Here is a 15,376-nt window from a genome sequence, read left to right as displayed (position 1 = left end):
GCGCCTTTGCAAAGGCTGGCATGAGACTATGCCCGCAAGGGCAGGGTGCGGTGCATCAAAAACACGCGCGGCAAAGCCGTGGAATGGGGAGAGTGAGGCGGGAGGCGCGGATCAACAGGGGGAGTCAGAACAAGATGAAAGTCCCGTCGCGAAACCGGTCGCAACTGATGAAGATTTTGGGGATGACGACCATATTGGCGGGGCTGGCCGCGCCAGCGGTCGCCTTTGCCGCAGAGGCGGCCGAGCAGGTCGCGCCTGATCCGGCCGCCGCCGATGCTGCTGCGGAGGCCGGGGGCGGCCTGACCGAAATCGTCGTCACCGCCACGCGCAGCGCGCAGTCGATCCAGAAGGTGCCCATCTCCATGCAGGCGCTGGGCGCCGAGACGCTGGCGCAGCGGCAGGTCAAGGGATTGAGCGATTTCGCCACCCTGTTGCCGTCCGTGTCGTTCGAAGGGATCGGGCCGGGCCGCAACACTGCTTTCTTCCGGGGTATCGTGCCTGCGGGCGGCGCCTATGCGTCGGTCGGCTATTATCTGGACGATATCCCCATCACCGGCACCGAAGTGCCCGACATCCATGCCTATGACATGGAGCGGGTCGAAGCGCTGTCAGGGCCGCAGGGCACGTTGTATGGCGCGGGATCGCTGGCGGGCACGATCCGCCTGATCACCAACAAGCCCAATCTGGACAAGTTCGAATTCGGATATGACGTCGAAGCCAATAAATATGGCAAGGGCGATTTTGGCGGGCAGTTGGAATCCTACATCAATATTCCGCAGGGCGACAACATGGCGCTGCGCGTGATGGGCTATTATCGGCGCGACGGCGGCTATATCGACAACACGCCCAATAATGGCCGCCTCAACAATGGCGATCCGGCGGTTTATACTCTGGGCGATACCAATCCGCTGACATCCTATAATTTGAGCAACAGCGACATCGCCAAGGACGATTACAATAATATCAAGGAATTTGGCGGCCGCATCCAGATATTGTGGCAACCGGCCGACGGCTGGGAAATCACGCCGCAATTCACCGGCCAGCGTCAGATCGCCAATGGCTATTTCGGCTATGATCCCCGCGTCGGCGACCTGGAGGTCCATGACTATGACCAGACCCGCAACGACGATCGCTGGTTCCAGGCGGCGCTGTCGATCCACGGCCATATCGGCGACTGGGACATCGTGTCCGCAACCGGCTTCTTCAAGCGCCGCACCAAGACGCTGAACGACTATACCTATTACACCGTCACCTATGATGGATTTGGCGGCGGCTATGAAAGCTATCTGCAATTTTTCGACAAGGCGGGCTGTACCGGGTCGGGGGCGTCGCTGCGCTGTTCGACCTTGATCGATCCGACGCAATATTATCACGCGGATACGCACAACAATAAATTCACGCAGGAATTGCGCATCTCCACGCCCAAGGATTGGCCGTTCGACTTGACGCTGGGCGGCTTTTATCAGCGGCAATCGAACAAGCTGAACACCTATTATGCGATCCGCGGGCTGGAAAATGTCATCGGTTACACCGCAAGCTGCGCCTATAGCGTGGTGCCGGACGTCTGCGATGGCAATGAAACCAGCCTGGCGGGCTTTGGCATTCCAGAATCGGAAGGCGGGACGATGGTCGTCGGCAATCCGGCCGCGAAAGGCGATGGCTATTATATCGTCGAGCAGAACCAGCTCTATCACGACAAGGCGATCTTCGCCGAAGGCCATTACAACATCACGCCGACGTTGAAACTGACCGGCGGCATCCGCTATTTCTGGACCGATTATGCAGTCGTCGGTTTTGCAGGCGTCGCCGCGTCGGCACAGGGTGTCGGTTGCGAAACGCCTCTGCCGGTCGATCAGCGGCTGACATGCCTCAACACCAATCCACTCGCCGCCGACAAGACGGGCCGATACAAGGAGAATGGGGAAACCCACAAGATCGCGCTGGATTGGCAGGTCGCGCCGGACAAGATGGTCTATGCCAATTATTCGACAGGATTTCGTCCCGGCGGCTTCAACCGGCCGCTGCGCATCCGGGCCACCGCGACCACGCCGTCCTTCGTCGCGGAGGCACCCGCCTTCGAATCAGAAACGCTCACCAATTATGAACTGGGCATAAAAACCACATGGAGCGGGATTTTCCGCCTGAATGCGGCCGTCTATTTCGAGAAGTGGAATAATATCCAATATGGCGTCGTGGTGGCCGGGGCGCAGGGCGCGGGTTATACCGGCAATGCGGGCAAGGCCGAAGTAAAGGGCATCGAATATGATGCCGATCTCAAGCTGGGCAAATTCACCTTTTCGACATCGGGCGCCTATAATGACGCCAAGCTGAAGGGCGATTTCTGTAATTTCGCCGTCGATCCTGCGACCGCATCGATCACCCAGGTATCCAGTTGTTCGTCGACGACGTTCATTCCGGGCAATCCGCCCATCCCCTCGGTCGCGGCGGATGATGGCACCCGCCTGCCGCGCCAGCCCAAGTTCAAGGGCAATACGTCGATCCGCTTCGACACCTATATGGGTGATGTCAGCGCCTATCTCCAGGGCGCGGCGCTCTATCAGACCGGTGCGAGCCAGGATCTGAACGTCAATGCCAACAGGTTGCTGGGCAATACCAAGGGCTTTGTCAGCTTCGATTTTTCCGGCGGGATCAAAAAGGATGGCTGGAGCCTGACCCTGTTCCTGCAAAACGCCTTCGACAAGCGCGGGCAGCTGACCAAGAACACCTTCTGCTCGATCGATTTCTGTTCGGGATCATCGCGCACCTTCACGATCAAGCCGCAATTTTTCGGCATCCGCTTCGGCCAGAAATTCTGATGGCCTGATATCTTCGTAGAGGACAATGCGCCGCCGCCGAATCATCAGGTTCGGCGGCGGTTCGCTTTTGGTGACGGCGACGAAACGGTCATGAGTTGGGGTCAGCGGAAACAGGCAAGCTGCGTCGGGTTCATCCACAATTCATCCAGCTTTTTGGCGGAATAGCGTGGTTTTGCGTAGCGCTCAACTCAACGGACCGGATGCACGTCCGGTCATAATCACGTTGCCGAAACGGTCTTGGGCAGCCTCCAACGACAGGGTCATTTTGACTATCAGGAGAATAATATGTCGCCCTCTTTGACGAAAATAGGGGCCCTGACCGTGGTTTTGGCAGGCTCGATGGGCCTGGCGGGATGCGCTACAAAGGGTTTCGTCCGCGAACAGGTCGCCACCGTGAACCAGCGCGTCGATGCGCTCGACGCGCGGTTACAGACGACCGACGGCACAGCGCGCCAGGCGCTGGCCGAAGCGCAGTCCGCGTCCGGCCAGGCGCAGCAGAACAGCCAGCGCCTCGACCAGTTGAACGGTCGCGTCGATGGCGTCGAGCAGCGGATGCAGCAGGCCCAGCGCAAGCGCGCGCGTAACTGATACGGGGCGGCCTGGCCGCAACGACTGCATAGGGTCGGCGCTTCCCTTGGCGTCGGCCCTTTTTGCCCTGTCGACACTGCCTGGGGGACTATCCAACGATGCTATCTGCTTTTCTGGCTGCGACCGGGCTGGCGCTCGCCGCCGCCGCGCCGGCCAAGACGACTACCCCCGCCAAGCCGCTGGTCGAGGATGAGAGCGCGGTCATGCGCTCGGAAGGGGCAACGCGGGTGGCCGAATGGGTCGCTTCGTCCAAGGACAATCATGCGCTGCCCTATATCATTATCGATAAGCCGGGCGCGGTCGCCTATCTGTTCGACGCCAAGGGCAAGCCGCTGGCCCATGCGCCGGTCCTGATCGGCATCGCACCGGGCGATGATGCCACGCCCGGCATCGGCAGCAAGAACCTGTCCGAGATCGGCCCCGCGGAAAAGACGACGCCAGCGGGGCGTTTCCTTGCGAAATTCGGCGTGGCGGCGGGCAAACAGCGGGTGCTGTGGGTCGATTATGCGACATCGGTGGCGCTGCACACCATCCCGCCCGGCAATCCGAAGGAAAAGCGCAAGGAGCGGATGCTCTCCCCCGCGATCGACGATAATCGCATCACCTTCGGCTGCATCAACGTGCCCAAAATCTTCTACAATCAGAGCGTCAGTCCGCTGTTCCGCCGAAAGGGCGGCTATGTCTATATCCTACCCGACCACAAGCCGCTGGAAGAGGTATTCCCGCGCCTGCGGGTGCAGCCATTCCTGAATGCGGCGGCGGGTAGCCCGAGCGGCGAGTGATAACTCGTTCCCCGGCGAAAGCCGGGGTCCAGGGTTCTGGGCGCAGCGAATGGAACCCTTGGACCCCGGCCTGCGCCGGGGAACTACATGCCCCTACCCCTTGTCGCCCGGATAAAGCAGCCGCAGCGACGCAGGCGCCTTGCACTGGCGGATCGCGGCGTCGACATGGCGGGCGCGTTCGGCCTTGAGCGCGGTGGTGGACAGTGCCTGCTGTCGTTCGCGCGCGACTTCGTCGGCGGTGAAGGGGGCGGTGCCCGGCGGCGTGCTGGCGCCGCCCAGGCCGAAGACGACGAAATTCATCATGTCGGCGAGCTGCTGATTATCCTTGATCCGGCTGTGCGCGACATTGGGCAGGCGGATGAGATAGGCGCGTGCCTGCGGTGTACACAGGAACCAGCCGACCCGCCCGCGCAGTTCGGGCAAGCGCGCGGGCGCGGTGCTGCCCGCCACGCCATGGCAGCCCGCGCATTGTTCGACATAATCGGCGCGCGCCATGTCCGGGTCGGTGATCGCGGCGGGGAGCAGGCCCATGGGCGGGAGGGCGGCGCGCAGGCTTGCGGTAGCGCCGAGCAGGAGCAGCGCTGCCAGGATCATCGGCTTTATCCATCCGTGCTCCCGCGCAGGCGGGAGCCCAGTCGCACGGTCTGGACTAGGCTCCCGCCTGCGCGGGAGCACGGGTTGGTCTGATAAAGGCATTATGCCTTAGCTTGCCGCCCCCACCAGCACCGCGGTGGAGCAATGATAGTCCATGCTGCTGGTGCCGAAGCACCAGATCACGTCATTGTTGAGTTGCGGCACATAGAGCTGGGTTTCGCGGTCGGTATTGTCGCAGCCACACTGGCCGCAGGCAGGTTTGCCGCAGCAGTCGCGATAGGCGATTAGATAGGCCTTGCCGTCGTCCGGGTTGATGCAGGTGCCGACCCAGGAGACAGGCGAAGGCTCCGCGCCCGGCGGGCAGCTATGGATGCCGCCGCCACAGCAGGTGCACAGCGCCCCGTCGATCGCGCAATAGCGCCAATAGTCGCATTTCGTGTCGTCCTTCGTCTGCGCGGTGCGGGCGAAGAAGGTCTTGGTTTCGGGCGAGCGATCGGGCTTGGCGGCCTCCGCCCGGCTGACGGGCAGCAGCGGGAAGGCGGGCGCGGCAACCAGCGCGGCGCCCAGGCGCGAGAGCATCGAGCGGCGCGAACTGGCGCCGGCGAATTTGCGCAACAGCTTTTCGCCCATGGTGTCGGCGTTGAATTTTTTCATGGAAATCTGCCCCCCAAATTGGCCGTCAGGCCGCCTGCGCCTTCAGCCCGCCGATATAATCCTGCACCGTGGCGATGCCCATTTCATGCGCCACCACCAGACTTTCCAAATGCTCGCGGCTGTTGACCAGCCCCTTGGATAGGATCGTGCCTTCGGCATCGAGCAGCACTGCGAAGGGCAGCTTGGCGACCTGATAGGCCTGGCCCACTTCCGGTCCGTTGACGAAGGCATGCCCCTCCAGCCCATGCTGCGCGATCATCGCGCGCTGGGCGGCGACATCATCGTCGCCCACGAAAGTCAGCGCCACGCGTTCGGCGCGGGCGAAGCTGGTTGCCATCGGGATCACCGCCTTGCAGAGTGGGCATTGCGCCGACACGAACAGCAGCAGCCGCAACGTCACGCCATGGGCGTGGCCGCCGATGCTGACCGGCTGCCCGTCGAGCGTGGTGGCCGGGATCGCGCCGATTGCGCCGCCGACCGCCGGGCCGCCGCTGGTGGCGAGCGCACCGGCTGGCGCGACGCGGATATGCAGCACGCCCACCTGCCGCGCCAGCGCCAGCAGCGCGACGATCAGGCCGATAATGACGATCCAGGACAGGATCTGGGAGACGATCAGCGAAGTCAGCATATTTATCTCCGATGAGCGGGCGACGCGGCGAGCGCGGCCAGCGACTGGAAGAGCAGGCAGAGGAGGGCGATCGCGACGCCAGCGGCAAAGGCCGTGGCAATGTCGATCGCGCCGAAGACGGGCGGCGCAGGCAGACGCAGCGCCAGCAGCGCAGCGAGCGCCCCGTTACGCGTCACCAGCGGCCAGCCGATCGGGTGGCGCAGCACGCCATGGCCGCAGCCGCAATCGATATGACCGCGCCCGCGCGCGATGTTGATCGCCATGGCGCCTGCGAACAGCAGCAGCAGGGCGATGCCCACCACCGTCGGCAAGGGACGCAGGCCGATCAGCAACGCCACGCCGGTCGCGACCTCCACCACCGGCAGCACGCGCGCGGCGGGCAGGATCAGCTGTCGGGGCAGCAGGCGATAATTGGCGATGACGCCGGGCAGCAGTGCGCGGTGCCGCCACTGGTCGATGCCTGCGACCAGGAAGAGCAAGCCGACCGCGATCGAAGTGGCGAGGCCCGACAGGGCCAGCAGTTGCTCCCCCAAACCCATGGTCAGGATGGCTCCAGCACGGTGATGATGCCGCCACCGGCCTTCTCGATCTTATGCTTTTCCTCGCCGGTAGCGACGTCCAGCACCAGTATTTCGCCCTTTTCGCCATTCATGTAGAGCAGCGGCTTTTCAGTCTGGGACACTTCGATATTGTTCATCGGATCCTTGAGCACGAAGCGCTTCACCACCTTTTGCGCGGCGACATCCACCTGCCACACTTCGTCGCCGGACGCCTTGTGCGACCAATATTCGCCCTTGTGCATCAGCACGAACAGCATGCCGGTCGCGCGGTGCAGCGCCATCGGCTGGCGGCCGCCGGGATACCAGTTGACGTCGAGCGGCTTGGCGTCGCCCACGCGAATGCCCGCCGCCGCCTGGATCGAGAAGGGGGCGGACACGGTGGGCGTCGCGCTGATCTTCGCGGTGTAGATCTGCCCGGTATAGGTCAGGAAGACGGTCTGCTTCTTGATCCGGTCATAGGCGAAATTGTCGAAGATCGGATCGTCGCTGGCCGCGAAGAAGGGGGCTGTGTGGGTGATGTCCGCCTTCGTCCCCTTGATCGCCACGGTGGCGATCGATCCGTCGGAACAGAGCGCGGAAAAGCCGACGCCCGGATTGGGCATCAGGCTGGCGCAACCGGGCAGTTCGATCGCGGTGACCAGCTTGCGCTTGACCAGGTCGATGATGTTCACGCCCGATGTCGGGCTGAAATCATAGACATAGCCGGTCTTGCCATCATCGCTGATGATGAAATTATTCTTGCGCGATCCGATCAGCAGGCGGCCGGGCATGGCGATTTCGGTGACCAGGTTCAGCGTCTTGCTGTCATAGACGGTCACCATGTCCTGCCGCGTGCCGCGGTCGCTTTTCGACCAGATGGTTTCGGAGACATAATAATATCGGCCCAGCGGGTCGATCGCCATGTCTGCCAGTCGTCGGGTTTCGACCATGCCCTTCATCTTGCCGCTTTCGCCGTCGAAGATGCTGGTCCCCGGCATGTCCCACCCGCCATCGACGAAGAACCATGTCGGTTTGGGCGGGTCGATGGTCATGACATCGGATTCTTCGGGTTCGACCGACGCCTTCATATCGGCGGGCGCGGCCTGCGTCAGCGCGGCGCTGGCGAGCAGCGATCCGCACAGGGCGGCGGCGACTATCCTGAATCTGGTCTTCGACATGCTGGCTGATCCCCCTGATCCCTGCGGCGTCGGGGACAAGGTTTGACAGCTGTCCAGAATTGGTCAAGGGGGCGAAACGCCGCAGCAACAAATAAATGTTGCGGTGCGAAAAAACGTCAGGCCAGTTCCGGCTCTCGCGCGGGCGCCAGCGCGGCGATCTCCGTCGATGTCGCGGTCTTCGCCAACATCACCAGCGACTGTACGGCCAGCGCGGTGAAGGCAGGCATCTTGTCGGCCCAGGGCTTGCCATGGCCCAGGAACGGCGTTGCCCCCTCCATCGTCGCGCTGATGAACAGGGCGACGGTGCGGACATCCTCTGGTGACAACGCCGGATTCACCGCAGCGACATGATCGCCGATCACGCCATGCACGCGATCGTAAAAGCCTTTAAGCCGATCGGCGACGAAAGGATTGTGATTGGCGAGCGCCCACAGTTCGGTGAACAAATGGGTGGTGCGCTTCGACCCGATATCGTCCAGGCACAGGATGATCACCAGCTTCAACCGTTCTTCGGCGGTCAGGCCGGGCTTGCGCACGACATCGTCCAGCAGCTTGCCATAGCTGTCGACCAGTTCGTCCAGAAGCACCTGGATCAGCATGTCCTTGCGCGGAAAATGATAGCTGACATTACCCACCTTCATGTCGCAACGCGCGGCGATTCGGCGGATGGTAAAGGCTTCCGCCCCCTCGTCAATCAGCACGTCCATCGCCGCCTTCAGGATGGCGTCGACCGTTTCGGTGCCTTTGGCATAGATGCCGGGACGGGAAGGGGCGCGTAATTGCGTCATTTGACTTATCGGGGCTGTACCACCCCTTGGCGGCACTGACCAGCGCGGATGCCCCGTTATGGAGGGAATCGATCCGTGGTTCGTTATAGCAACCTTCGCGCAATATTACGTAGGCGCGGCCGATCCTAAAGCGCCAGCTTTTCGGCCAAAGGGGGATGGAGCGGGCGGCGATTCCACCCTCCGCCCGCTCCAAATAGTTAGCGCCGGACGCTTATTGCACGTCCAGCACGACCACCGACTTGGGCGGCAGCGTGACGGTCAGCGTCCCGCCGTTGACCTGCGCACCGGTAAAGGCGGCTGGCTTGACGGTTTCGGGCGCATCGAATGTGTTATGCGCGTTCATCGCCCCGGCGGTCAGGATGCGGCCGGTGACGCTGGCGGCGTTGAGGCCATCCAGCTTGACCGTGACGCTGTTGGGCTGGGTCGGATCGAGGTTGGACAGGCCGACATGGACTTTCCCATCCTTGCCCCGCACGGCAGAGCCACTGACGGCGGGCATCACGAACTGGTCCTTATTATACCAGGGGGTGTCGATGCTGATCGGCAGCACGGTCGCGTCCTGCCAGGGCTTGTACATTTCGAACACATGATAGGTGGGGGTCAACACCATCTTCTTGCCGTCGGTCAGGATCATCGCTTGCAGGACGTTCACCATCTGCGCGATCGCGCTCATCTTCACCCGGTCGGCATGTTTGGCGAAGATGTCGAGATGGATCGACGCGACCAGCGCGTCGCGCATCGTGTTCTGCTGACGCAGGAAGCCGGGATGGGTGCCGGGGTCTTGCCCATACCAGGTGCCCCATTCGTCCACCGCCAGGAAGACGCGCTTGGCCGGATCATATTTGTCCATCACCGCGACATGCTTGGTGATCAGCTCGTCCATATGGACCGCCTTGGCCAGCGTATCGGCCCACAGCGTCTCGTCGAAATTGACCGGGTCCGCCTTGGGTGGCCAACCGCCCTGGGGCAGGGTGTAATAATGGAGGGACACGCCGTCGAGTTGTTCGCCCGCCTCCCGCATCATCACTTCGGTCCAGTTATAGTCGTCCACATTGGCGCCCGCCGCGATCTTCAATATCTTGGTGCCGCGCGGCGCCTTGATGAAGGTGGCGTAGCGGCGCGTCACGTCGGCGGCGTATTCGGCGCGCATATTGCCGCCGCAGCCCCATAGTTCGTTGCCGATGCCGAAATAGGGCACGGCCCAGGGTTCCTTATGCCCGTTCTTCGCGCGCTCGTCGGCCAGCGTGCCCGCGGGCGAGGTCATATATTCGACCCACTCGGCCATTTCCTGCGGCGTGCCGTTGCCGACATTGCCCGCGACATAGGCTTCCGCGCCGATCTGGCGGATCAGCTCGAAAAATTCGTGGGTGCCCACCGTGTTCGGTTCGGTCACGCCGCCCCAATGGGTGTTGATCTTGACCGGGCGCTTGGCCTTGCCGCCAATGCCTTCGCGCCAATGATATTCGTCGGCGAAGCAGCCGCCGGGCCAGCGGACGACGGGCACGGCCAGATTGCGCAGCGCGCCGACCACATCATTGCGGAAACCGTTGGTGTTGGGGATCGACTTGTCGTTGCCGACCCACAGCCCGCCATAGATGCCATTGCCCAGATGCTCGGCGAACTGGGTGAAGATGCGCCGGTCATAGACCGGGCCGGGCCGGGCGGCGTCGATCGTCGCGGTCGTCGGTTTGCCGGCGGTGTCGGCGTTTGCGGCGCTCGTCGTCAGCGCGCCGACCGTCAGCGTGCTGGCGCACAAGAGCAGCGCGGCGGTGACGCGGCGCAGGGGGGTATTCATCGGTTCCTCTCCCATAGATATAGTCCGATCCTGCACGGATCGCTTAATGTCGTGCGTGCCATATTAACGACGCGTCCCGATCGCTCAGAGCGGCTGGACAGCGACCTGAACGGCGTCCGCGCGCGCCAGCGGGTTGCGTACCGGCAGGGTGAAGGGCGCGGCGGTGATTTCGAAGATATCGCCTTCTTCCGGCACGATGCCGTCGCTGAACGACAGGGTCGCCGTGCCGAAGAAATGGACATGAACATCGCCCGCGCGGCGGAACAGGTCATATTTGAAATGATGATGTTCCAGATTGGCGAAGCTGTGCGACATATTGCCTTCGCCCGACAGGAACGGCTTTTCCCAGAGGATTTCGCCGTTGCGCACGATGCGGCTGGCTCCTTCGATATGGTCGGGCGGGGTGCCGACCAGCAGTTCCGGGCCAAGCGCTGCCTGGCGCAGCTTGCTATGGGCGAGCCACAGATAATTATGCCGTTCGGTCACATGGTCGCTAAACTCGTTGGCGAGCGCCAGGCCGAGGCGATAGGGCGTGCCATCGTCGCCGATGATGTAGATGCCCGCCAGTTCCGGTTCCTCGCCGCCATCCTTGGCGAAGGCAGGCATGATCAGCGGATCGCCCGGGCCGACCAGCTGCGATCCGTCGCCCTTGTAGAACCATTCGGGCTGCTGCCCGACGTCACCCGCGGCGGGCTTGCCGCCCTCCAGCCCTTCCAGGAACATGCGCATCGAATCGGTCTGCTTTTCGGCGGCGGCGGCTTCGCGATGCATCTTGTCGCGACCTTCGGCGGATCCCAGATGGGTAAGGCCAGTGCCGGTCAGTTGGACATGCGCATCGTCGTCATGATCGATCGGGGCGAGCAGGCGGTTCGCGGCAAATTCGGCGGCGATATCCACCGCTGCGCCCCGTCCGGCGGCATCGACAGCAGCGGTCAGGCTGATCTTCTGCGCGATCGCGTGCAGCGCTAGCGCGCGGATGGAGGCAAAGCCGGGCACGACATGCGCGGCGTCGCCCCGTGCGGCGATGACCGTCCGCTCGCCATTGTCCGAGCGATGCTGCAACAGGCGCAAAGTCATGGAAAATTCTCCTCCCGCGCGCCGCACGGGCGCCTTATCCCATCATCGAAGCGTTCGCCCGCGCGCCGGTCATGATGCCTGTCCGGCACCGCGGCGGCGATGCATCCGCCAATTACTCCGACATATTACAGGAAGATGGTATTGGCAATGCTTCTATTATAGAGAGCAGAGGCCTGCCTGCGCAGGCGGCGATGAGGAACGAGAATGGCGAAGGACGATCCGTCTTTGCAGAGTGACGAGACGGACAATGGCGGCGCGGCCAAGGCGGTCCGGGGACCGGGGCGGCGGCTGCATGGCGCGATCGCGCACAAGCTGGGCATGGCGATCCTGTCGGGCCATTATGCGCCCGGCGACGTGCTGTCGGGCGAAGTCGCCTTTGCCGAGGAACTGGAGGTATCGCGCAGCGCCTATCGCGAGGCGATCCAGGTATTGACCGCCAAGGGGCTGGTCGAAAGCCGCCCCAAGGCCGGAACACGGGTCTTGCCGCGCAACCGCTGGAACCTGCTCGATCCCGAAGTCCTCGCCTGGGCCTTTGCCGGGGAGCCGGACATCCAGTTCGTGCGCGACCTGTTCGAACTGCGGGCGATCGTGGAACCGGCCGCGGCGCGGCTGGCGGCGCAGCGGCGCGACAAGGAAGATTTGCGCATCATGAAGGACGCGCTGGCCGCGATGCGCCGCCATACGCTGGCGACCGAACTGGGCCGCGCGGCGGACCGCGATTTTCACAACGCCATCCTGCATGCGACCCGCAACGACGCGCTGATGGTCCTGACGTCCAGCATCGGTGCGGCGGTGAACTGGACCACCCAATATAAGCAGCGCGCCCGCGCCCTGCCGCGCAACCCGATCCCCGATCATGTCCGCGTCTATGATGCGATCGCGGCGGGCGATGGGCAGGCGGCGGCCGACGCGATGGGCGTGCTGGTCGACCTGGCGCTGGAGGATACAGCCAGCGCGATGGGCACATAAGCTGTTCCCCGGCGCAGGCCGGGGTCCAGTTCCAACGTCCGATCTGGACCCCGGCCTTCGCTGGGGAACGGAATAAAAAAGGGCGGAGCGGCATGTCCGCTCCGGCCTTTTTGCCGTCCGAAGTGCGACCCTCGGCTCGTTAGGCGTCGACCTGTTGGTCCGGCAGCGCGTTGGTCGTCTTCGACCCCCAAAGCGCATAGAACAGGATGTAGAGTTCGCAGGCGGCGGTCAGCAGGAAGCTGGTCTGCAACCCATAATGGTCCGCCAGCCAGCCTTGCACCACCACCAGCGCGCCACCGGCGATCGCCATGATCAACAGGCCCGATCCTTCCTCTGTCAGGGGGCCAAGCCCCTTGATGCCCAGCGTGAAGATGGTCGGGAACATGATCGAATGGAACAGCCCGACCAGGATCAGCGCCCACATGGCGGCCGGGCCGGTGGTGAAGACGGTAATCAGCATGACGACGAATGCGCCGATCGAGAAGGCGGCCAGCACATGGCCCGCATCGAACTTCTGCATGATGGCAGAGCCGGCGAAGCGGCCGACCATCATCCCGCCCCAAAGCAGCGACAGATAATTGCCCGCCTGCTCGTGGGTTAGGTTGGCGATTTCCGGCTGGCTGACGAAATTGACGAACAGGTTGGCGACGCCGATTTCCGCGATCAGATAGATGAAGATCGCAGGGATGCCGAACACCAGGTTGCGGTGATTCCACAGCGAATGTTTCTTGCGCTCTTCCTTGTCATGGCGCTGCGTCGCATTGCCCATGGCGGGCAGGGGGAAGCGGGCGATGATCACGGCCAGCACCACCAGCACGGCCGCCACGATCACATAGGGCAGGATCACGGACTGGGCGTCGGCCAGGCGCTCCGCCTGCGTCAGGACGACCTCGCCCTGCGCGGTGCCGCCCTTCGACCGGCCCAGGATCAGATAGGCGCCGAACAGCGGCGCAAGCATCGTGCCCGCAGAGTTCATCGCCTGCACCAGGTTAAGGCGCGAGGAGGCGGTTTCGGGCTTGCCGACGATCGCGACATAGGGGTTGGCCGCGACTTGCAGCAGCGTGATGCCGCTGGCGATCACAAACAGCATGAGCAAAGTCACGCCATAGGAGGGGATCGATGCCGCGACCGTCATGCCCAGCGCGCCCGCCGCCATGACGAGCAGGCCGATCACCAGCGACTTTTGATAACCCACCCGTTCGATCAGCTTGGCCGACGGGATCGATGCGAAGAAATAAGCGATGAACCACACCGATTCGATCAACGTCGTCTGGGTGTAGCTCAGGTCGAACACGCTGCGCAGATGCGGCAGCAGCGTATTGTTGATGACGGTGATGAAGCCCCACATGAAGAAGAGGCTGGCGAGCAGCGCCAGGGCCGGGCCATAGCGCGTGCCGGGACTATGGGTCGCGCTCACGCCCGCGCCTGATGAGATCGGTCCTGCCATTCATCCTTCTCCACTACAGATCCGTAAAGGCCGCCCGATCAAGGGTTGCGCCTGGTTATTTTGTCGGAGTATATTCACCCCAACCGCCCGTCAATGGGCGCATATATGGGAGGAAGTCCGTGCCGAAAGTCGTCGATTTGAAAACAGCGTTGTCATACGCGCTGACCGTCGCGCTCGCAAGTGGTACGGCGATGGCCGCCGACGCGACCCGCGCGCCTGCAGGCACCGCCAATGGCGCCGCGGTCGAGACGATCACGCTGACGAACGGCGCGGGCGTTTCGGCCAGGATTCTGACCTATGGCGCGACGCTCCAGTCGCTGTCCGGCCCGGACAGGGACGGAAAGATCGCGGATGTTCTGCTGGGCTATGACGACCTCAAATCCTATGTCGATTTTCCCAATTATTTCGGCGTGACCGTGGGCCGCTATGCCAATCGCATCGCGGGCGCGAAGTTCAGCCTGGATGGCAAGGCCTATCAATTGCCGCTCAACGACAAGGTCAATTCGCTCCATGGCGGCGGCAAGGGCTTCGACAAGCAGCTGTGGAAGGTGGTGTCCCTCAAGAGCGGGCCGACCGCGACGTTGGTTCTGGGCCTGACCAGTCCGGACGGCGATTCGGGCTATCCCGGCAAGCTGGACGTGACCGTCACCTATACGCTGGACGAAAGCGGCAATCTGGGCATCGCGTTCGACGCGAAGACCGACAAGCCGACCATCATCAACATGACCAACCACGCGATCTTCAACTTGTCTGGCGAGGGATCGCCCGATGGCGCGCTGGGCCATCTGCTCACGATCCCGGCCAAGGCCTATACCCCGGTCGACGCCAATCTGATTCCCACCGGCGAATTGAAGCCGGTCGATGGCGGCGTATTCGATTTCCGCCAGCCGCGCCGCGTGGCGGACGGCATACGCGACGGCCGCGATCCGCAGATCGTCGCCGGGCGCGGATATGACCACAACTGGGCGCTGGACAAAGGACTGACCAAGGCGCCCGCGCTGGCCGCGCGGCTGGAAGATCCGGTGTCGGGCCGGGTGCTGGACGTGCTGACGACCGAGCCGGGCGTGCAATTTTATACCGGCAATTTCCTGGACGGCACCTTCATCGGCAAGAATAGCCATGTCTATCGCATGGGCGACGGCATCGCGCTGGAACCGCAGAAATTCCCCGATGCGCCCAACAAGCCGAACTTCCTGTCGGCCCGCGTCGATCCGGGCAAACCCTATCATCATGCAATGGTCTATCGTTTGTCGGTCAAGCGGTGATCGGGCCGCCCAAGCACGGCGCGCGCTGATGCCCTGTGTCGGATCGCCGTCCGCGACCCGACAGAGGGCAGGTGGCAGACATCATCGTCATCGCTTTTCCATACGACGATGTGATACTAAGGTGGGCCAGCGATAGGTTGGTTGAATCCAAGCCCATATTGGCGACCTTTTCGAGAGCGAAAGTGGCGTACGCGATCGACTGGCGTATCGCCGCGCGGGCCGATCCCGGCTCACTTTGTCCTTTTACAGGGCCATG

14 protein-coding genes are annotated in these 15,376 nt (G+C 63.0%); 5 read left to right on the top strand and 9 right to left on the bottom strand.

Translation table 11 applies throughout. From position 1 onward, the window contains the following. Positions 1 to 167: 167 nt before the first annotated feature. From U5A89_RS16260 to U5A89_RS16250, 3 genes are all read left to right on the top strand, one after another. The gene (locus U5A89_RS16260) at positions 168 to 2,816 is read left to right on the top strand and encodes a TonB-dependent receptor (RefSeq protein WP_338163081.1); all 2,649 of its coding nucleotides are present in this window, start codon (positions 168 to 170) and stop codon (positions 2,814 to 2,816) included. Positions 2,817 to 3,101: 285 nt separating this feature from the next. Next, positions 3,102 to 3,404 (top strand): hypothetical protein, encoded by a 303-nt coding sequence (locus tag U5A89_RS16255; RefSeq protein ID WP_338162097.1) that lies wholly within the window; start codon positions 3,102 to 3,104, stop codon positions 3,402 to 3,404. A 98-nt stretch (positions 3,405 to 3,502) separates the two neighbouring features. After that, positions 3,503 to 4,186, top strand: coding sequence for a hypothetical protein (locus U5A89_RS16250; RefSeq protein WP_338162096.1), 684 nt, complete (start codon positions 3,503 to 3,505; stop codon positions 4,184 to 4,186). 93 nt (positions 4,187 to 4,279) lie between these two features. Here U5A89_RS16250 and U5A89_RS16245 read toward each other — a convergent pair whose 3' ends face one another. The 8 genes from U5A89_RS16245 to araD1 all read right to left on the bottom strand — a co-directional run bounded on the left by U5A89_RS16245 (position 4,280) and on the right by araD1 (position 11,439). Then, entirely contained in the window at positions 4,280 to 4,780 is a 501-nt protein-coding gene (locus U5A89_RS16245) for a cytochrome C (protein ID WP_338162095.1), read from the bottom strand. A 108-nt stretch (positions 4,781 to 4,888) separates the two neighbouring features. Further along, complete coding sequence (locus tag U5A89_RS16240; RefSeq protein WP_338162094.1) at positions 4,889 to 5,434, bottom strand: methylamine dehydrogenase light chain; 546 nt, start codon at positions 5,432 to 5,434, stop codon at positions 4,889 to 4,891. Positions 5,435 to 5,459: 25 nt separating this feature from the next. Continuing rightward, entirely contained in the window at positions 5,460 to 6,062 is a 603-nt protein-coding gene (locus U5A89_RS16235; protein WP_338162093.1) for a thioredoxin domain-containing protein, read from the bottom strand. Positions 6,063 to 6,064: 2 nt separating this feature from the next. Beyond that, positions 6,065 to 6,601, bottom strand: coding sequence for a MauE/DoxX family redox-associated membrane protein (locus tag U5A89_RS16230; RefSeq protein WP_338162092.1), 537 nt, complete (start codon positions 6,599 to 6,601; stop codon positions 6,065 to 6,067). Between the two features lie 2 nt (positions 6,602 to 6,603). After that, positions 6,604 to 7,779, bottom strand: a complete 1,176-nt coding sequence (locus U5A89_RS16225; protein WP_338162091.1) for an amine dehydrogenase large subunit — start codon at positions 7,777 to 7,779, stop codon at positions 6,604 to 6,606. Between the two features lie 116 nt (positions 7,780 to 7,895). Next, positions 7,896 to 8,567, bottom strand: a complete 672-nt coding sequence (locus U5A89_RS16220) for a TetR/AcrR family transcriptional regulator (protein ID WP_338162090.1) — start codon at positions 8,565 to 8,567, stop codon at positions 7,896 to 7,898. 211 nt (positions 8,568 to 8,778) lie between these two features. Next, the gene (locus tag U5A89_RS16215) at positions 8,779 to 10,362 is read right to left on the bottom strand and encodes an alpha-N-arabinofuranosidase (RefSeq protein WP_338162089.1); all 1,584 of its coding nucleotides are present in this window, start codon (positions 10,360 to 10,362) and stop codon (positions 8,779 to 8,781) included. Positions 10,363 to 10,446: 84 nt separating this feature from the next. After that, the gene (araD1, locus tag U5A89_RS16210) at positions 10,447 to 11,439 is read right to left on the bottom strand and encodes an AraD1 family protein (RefSeq protein WP_338162088.1); all 993 of its coding nucleotides are present in this window, start codon (positions 11,437 to 11,439) and stop codon (positions 10,447 to 10,449) included. Positions 11,440 to 11,643: 204 nt separating this feature from the next. On the opposite strand from araD1, the gene U5A89_RS16205 reads away from it, so the two are divergent. Next, on the top strand, positions 11,644 to 12,408 hold the full coding sequence (locus U5A89_RS16205; RefSeq protein WP_338162087.1) for a FadR/GntR family transcriptional regulator: 765 nt from the start codon (positions 11,644 to 11,646) through the stop codon (positions 12,406 to 12,408). 139 nt (positions 12,409 to 12,547) lie between these two features. On the opposite strand, the gene U5A89_RS16200 is transcribed toward U5A89_RS16205, so the two are convergent. Continuing rightward, positions 12,548 to 13,855 (bottom strand): sugar MFS transporter, encoded by a 1,308-nt coding sequence (locus tag U5A89_RS16200; RefSeq protein ID WP_338162086.1) that lies wholly within the window; start codon positions 13,853 to 13,855, stop codon positions 12,548 to 12,550. Positions 13,856 to 13,974: 119 nt separating this feature from the next. On the opposite strand from U5A89_RS16200, the gene U5A89_RS16195 reads away from it, so the two are divergent. Then, on the top strand, positions 13,975 to 15,120 hold the full coding sequence (locus U5A89_RS16195; RefSeq protein WP_338162085.1) for an aldose epimerase family protein: 1,146 nt from the start codon (positions 13,975 to 13,977) through the stop codon (positions 15,118 to 15,120). Positions 15,121 to 15,376: the final 256 nt, after the last annotated feature.

Origin of the sequence: Sphingobium sp. HWE2-09 (assembly GCF_035989265.1) — a bacterium.
Taxonomy (GTDB): Bacteria; Pseudomonadota; Alphaproteobacteria; order Sphingomonadales; family Sphingomonadaceae; genus Sphingobium.
The sequence above is the reverse complement of the archived record's forward strand: the minus strand, read 5'-3'. Positions and strand labels throughout refer to the sequence as shown.

Bases quoted from the DNA above. Each gene is read 5' to 3' on its own strand.
- U5A89_RS16205 (WP_338162087.1), top strand. From the start codon at position 11,644: ATGGCGAAGGACGATCCGTCTTTGCAGAGTGACGAGACGGACAATGGC.
- U5A89_RS16240 (WP_338162094.1), bottom strand. From the start codon at position 5,434: ATGAAAAAATTCAACGCCGACACCATGGGCGAAAAGCTGTTGCGCAAA.
- U5A89_RS16225 (WP_338162091.1), bottom strand. From the start codon at position 7,779: ATGTCGAAGACCAGATTCAGGATAGTCGCCGCCGCCCTGTGCGGATCG.
- U5A89_RS16260 (WP_338163081.1), top strand. From the start codon at position 168: ATGAAGATTTTGGGGATGACGACCATATTGGCGGGGCTGGCCGCGCCA.
- U5A89_RS16200 (WP_338162086.1), bottom strand. From the start codon at position 13,855: ATGGCAGGACCGATCTCATCAGGCGCGGGCGTGAGCGCGACCCATAGT.
- U5A89_RS16245 (WP_338162095.1), bottom strand. From the start codon at position 4,780: ATGATCCTGGCAGCGCTGCTCCTGCTCGGCGCTACCGCAAGCCTGCGC.
- U5A89_RS16255 (WP_338162097.1), top strand. From the start codon at position 3,102: ATGTCGCCCTCTTTGACGAAAATAGGGGCCCTGACCGTGGTTTTGGCA.
- U5A89_RS16220 (WP_338162090.1), bottom strand. From the start codon at position 8,567: ATGACGCAATTACGCGCCCCTTCCCGTCCCGGCATCTATGCCAAAGGC.
- U5A89_RS16235 (WP_338162093.1), bottom strand. From the start codon at position 6,062: ATGCTGACTTCGCTGATCGTCTCCCAGATCCTGTCCTGGATCGTCATT.
- U5A89_RS16215 (WP_338162089.1), bottom strand. From the start codon at position 10,362: ATGAATACCCCCCTGCGCCGCGTCACCGCCGCGCTGCTCTTGTGCGCC.
- U5A89_RS16230 (WP_338162092.1), bottom strand. From the start codon at position 6,601: ATGGGTTTGGGGGAGCAACTGCTGGCCCTGTCGGGCCTCGCCACTTCG.
- U5A89_RS16250 (WP_338162096.1), top strand. From the start codon at position 3,503: ATGCTATCTGCTTTTCTGGCTGCGACCGGGCTGGCGCTCGCCGCCGCC.
- araD1 (WP_338162088.1), bottom strand. From the start codon at position 11,439: ATGACTTTGCGCCTGTTGCAGCATCGCTCGGACAATGGCGAGCGGACG.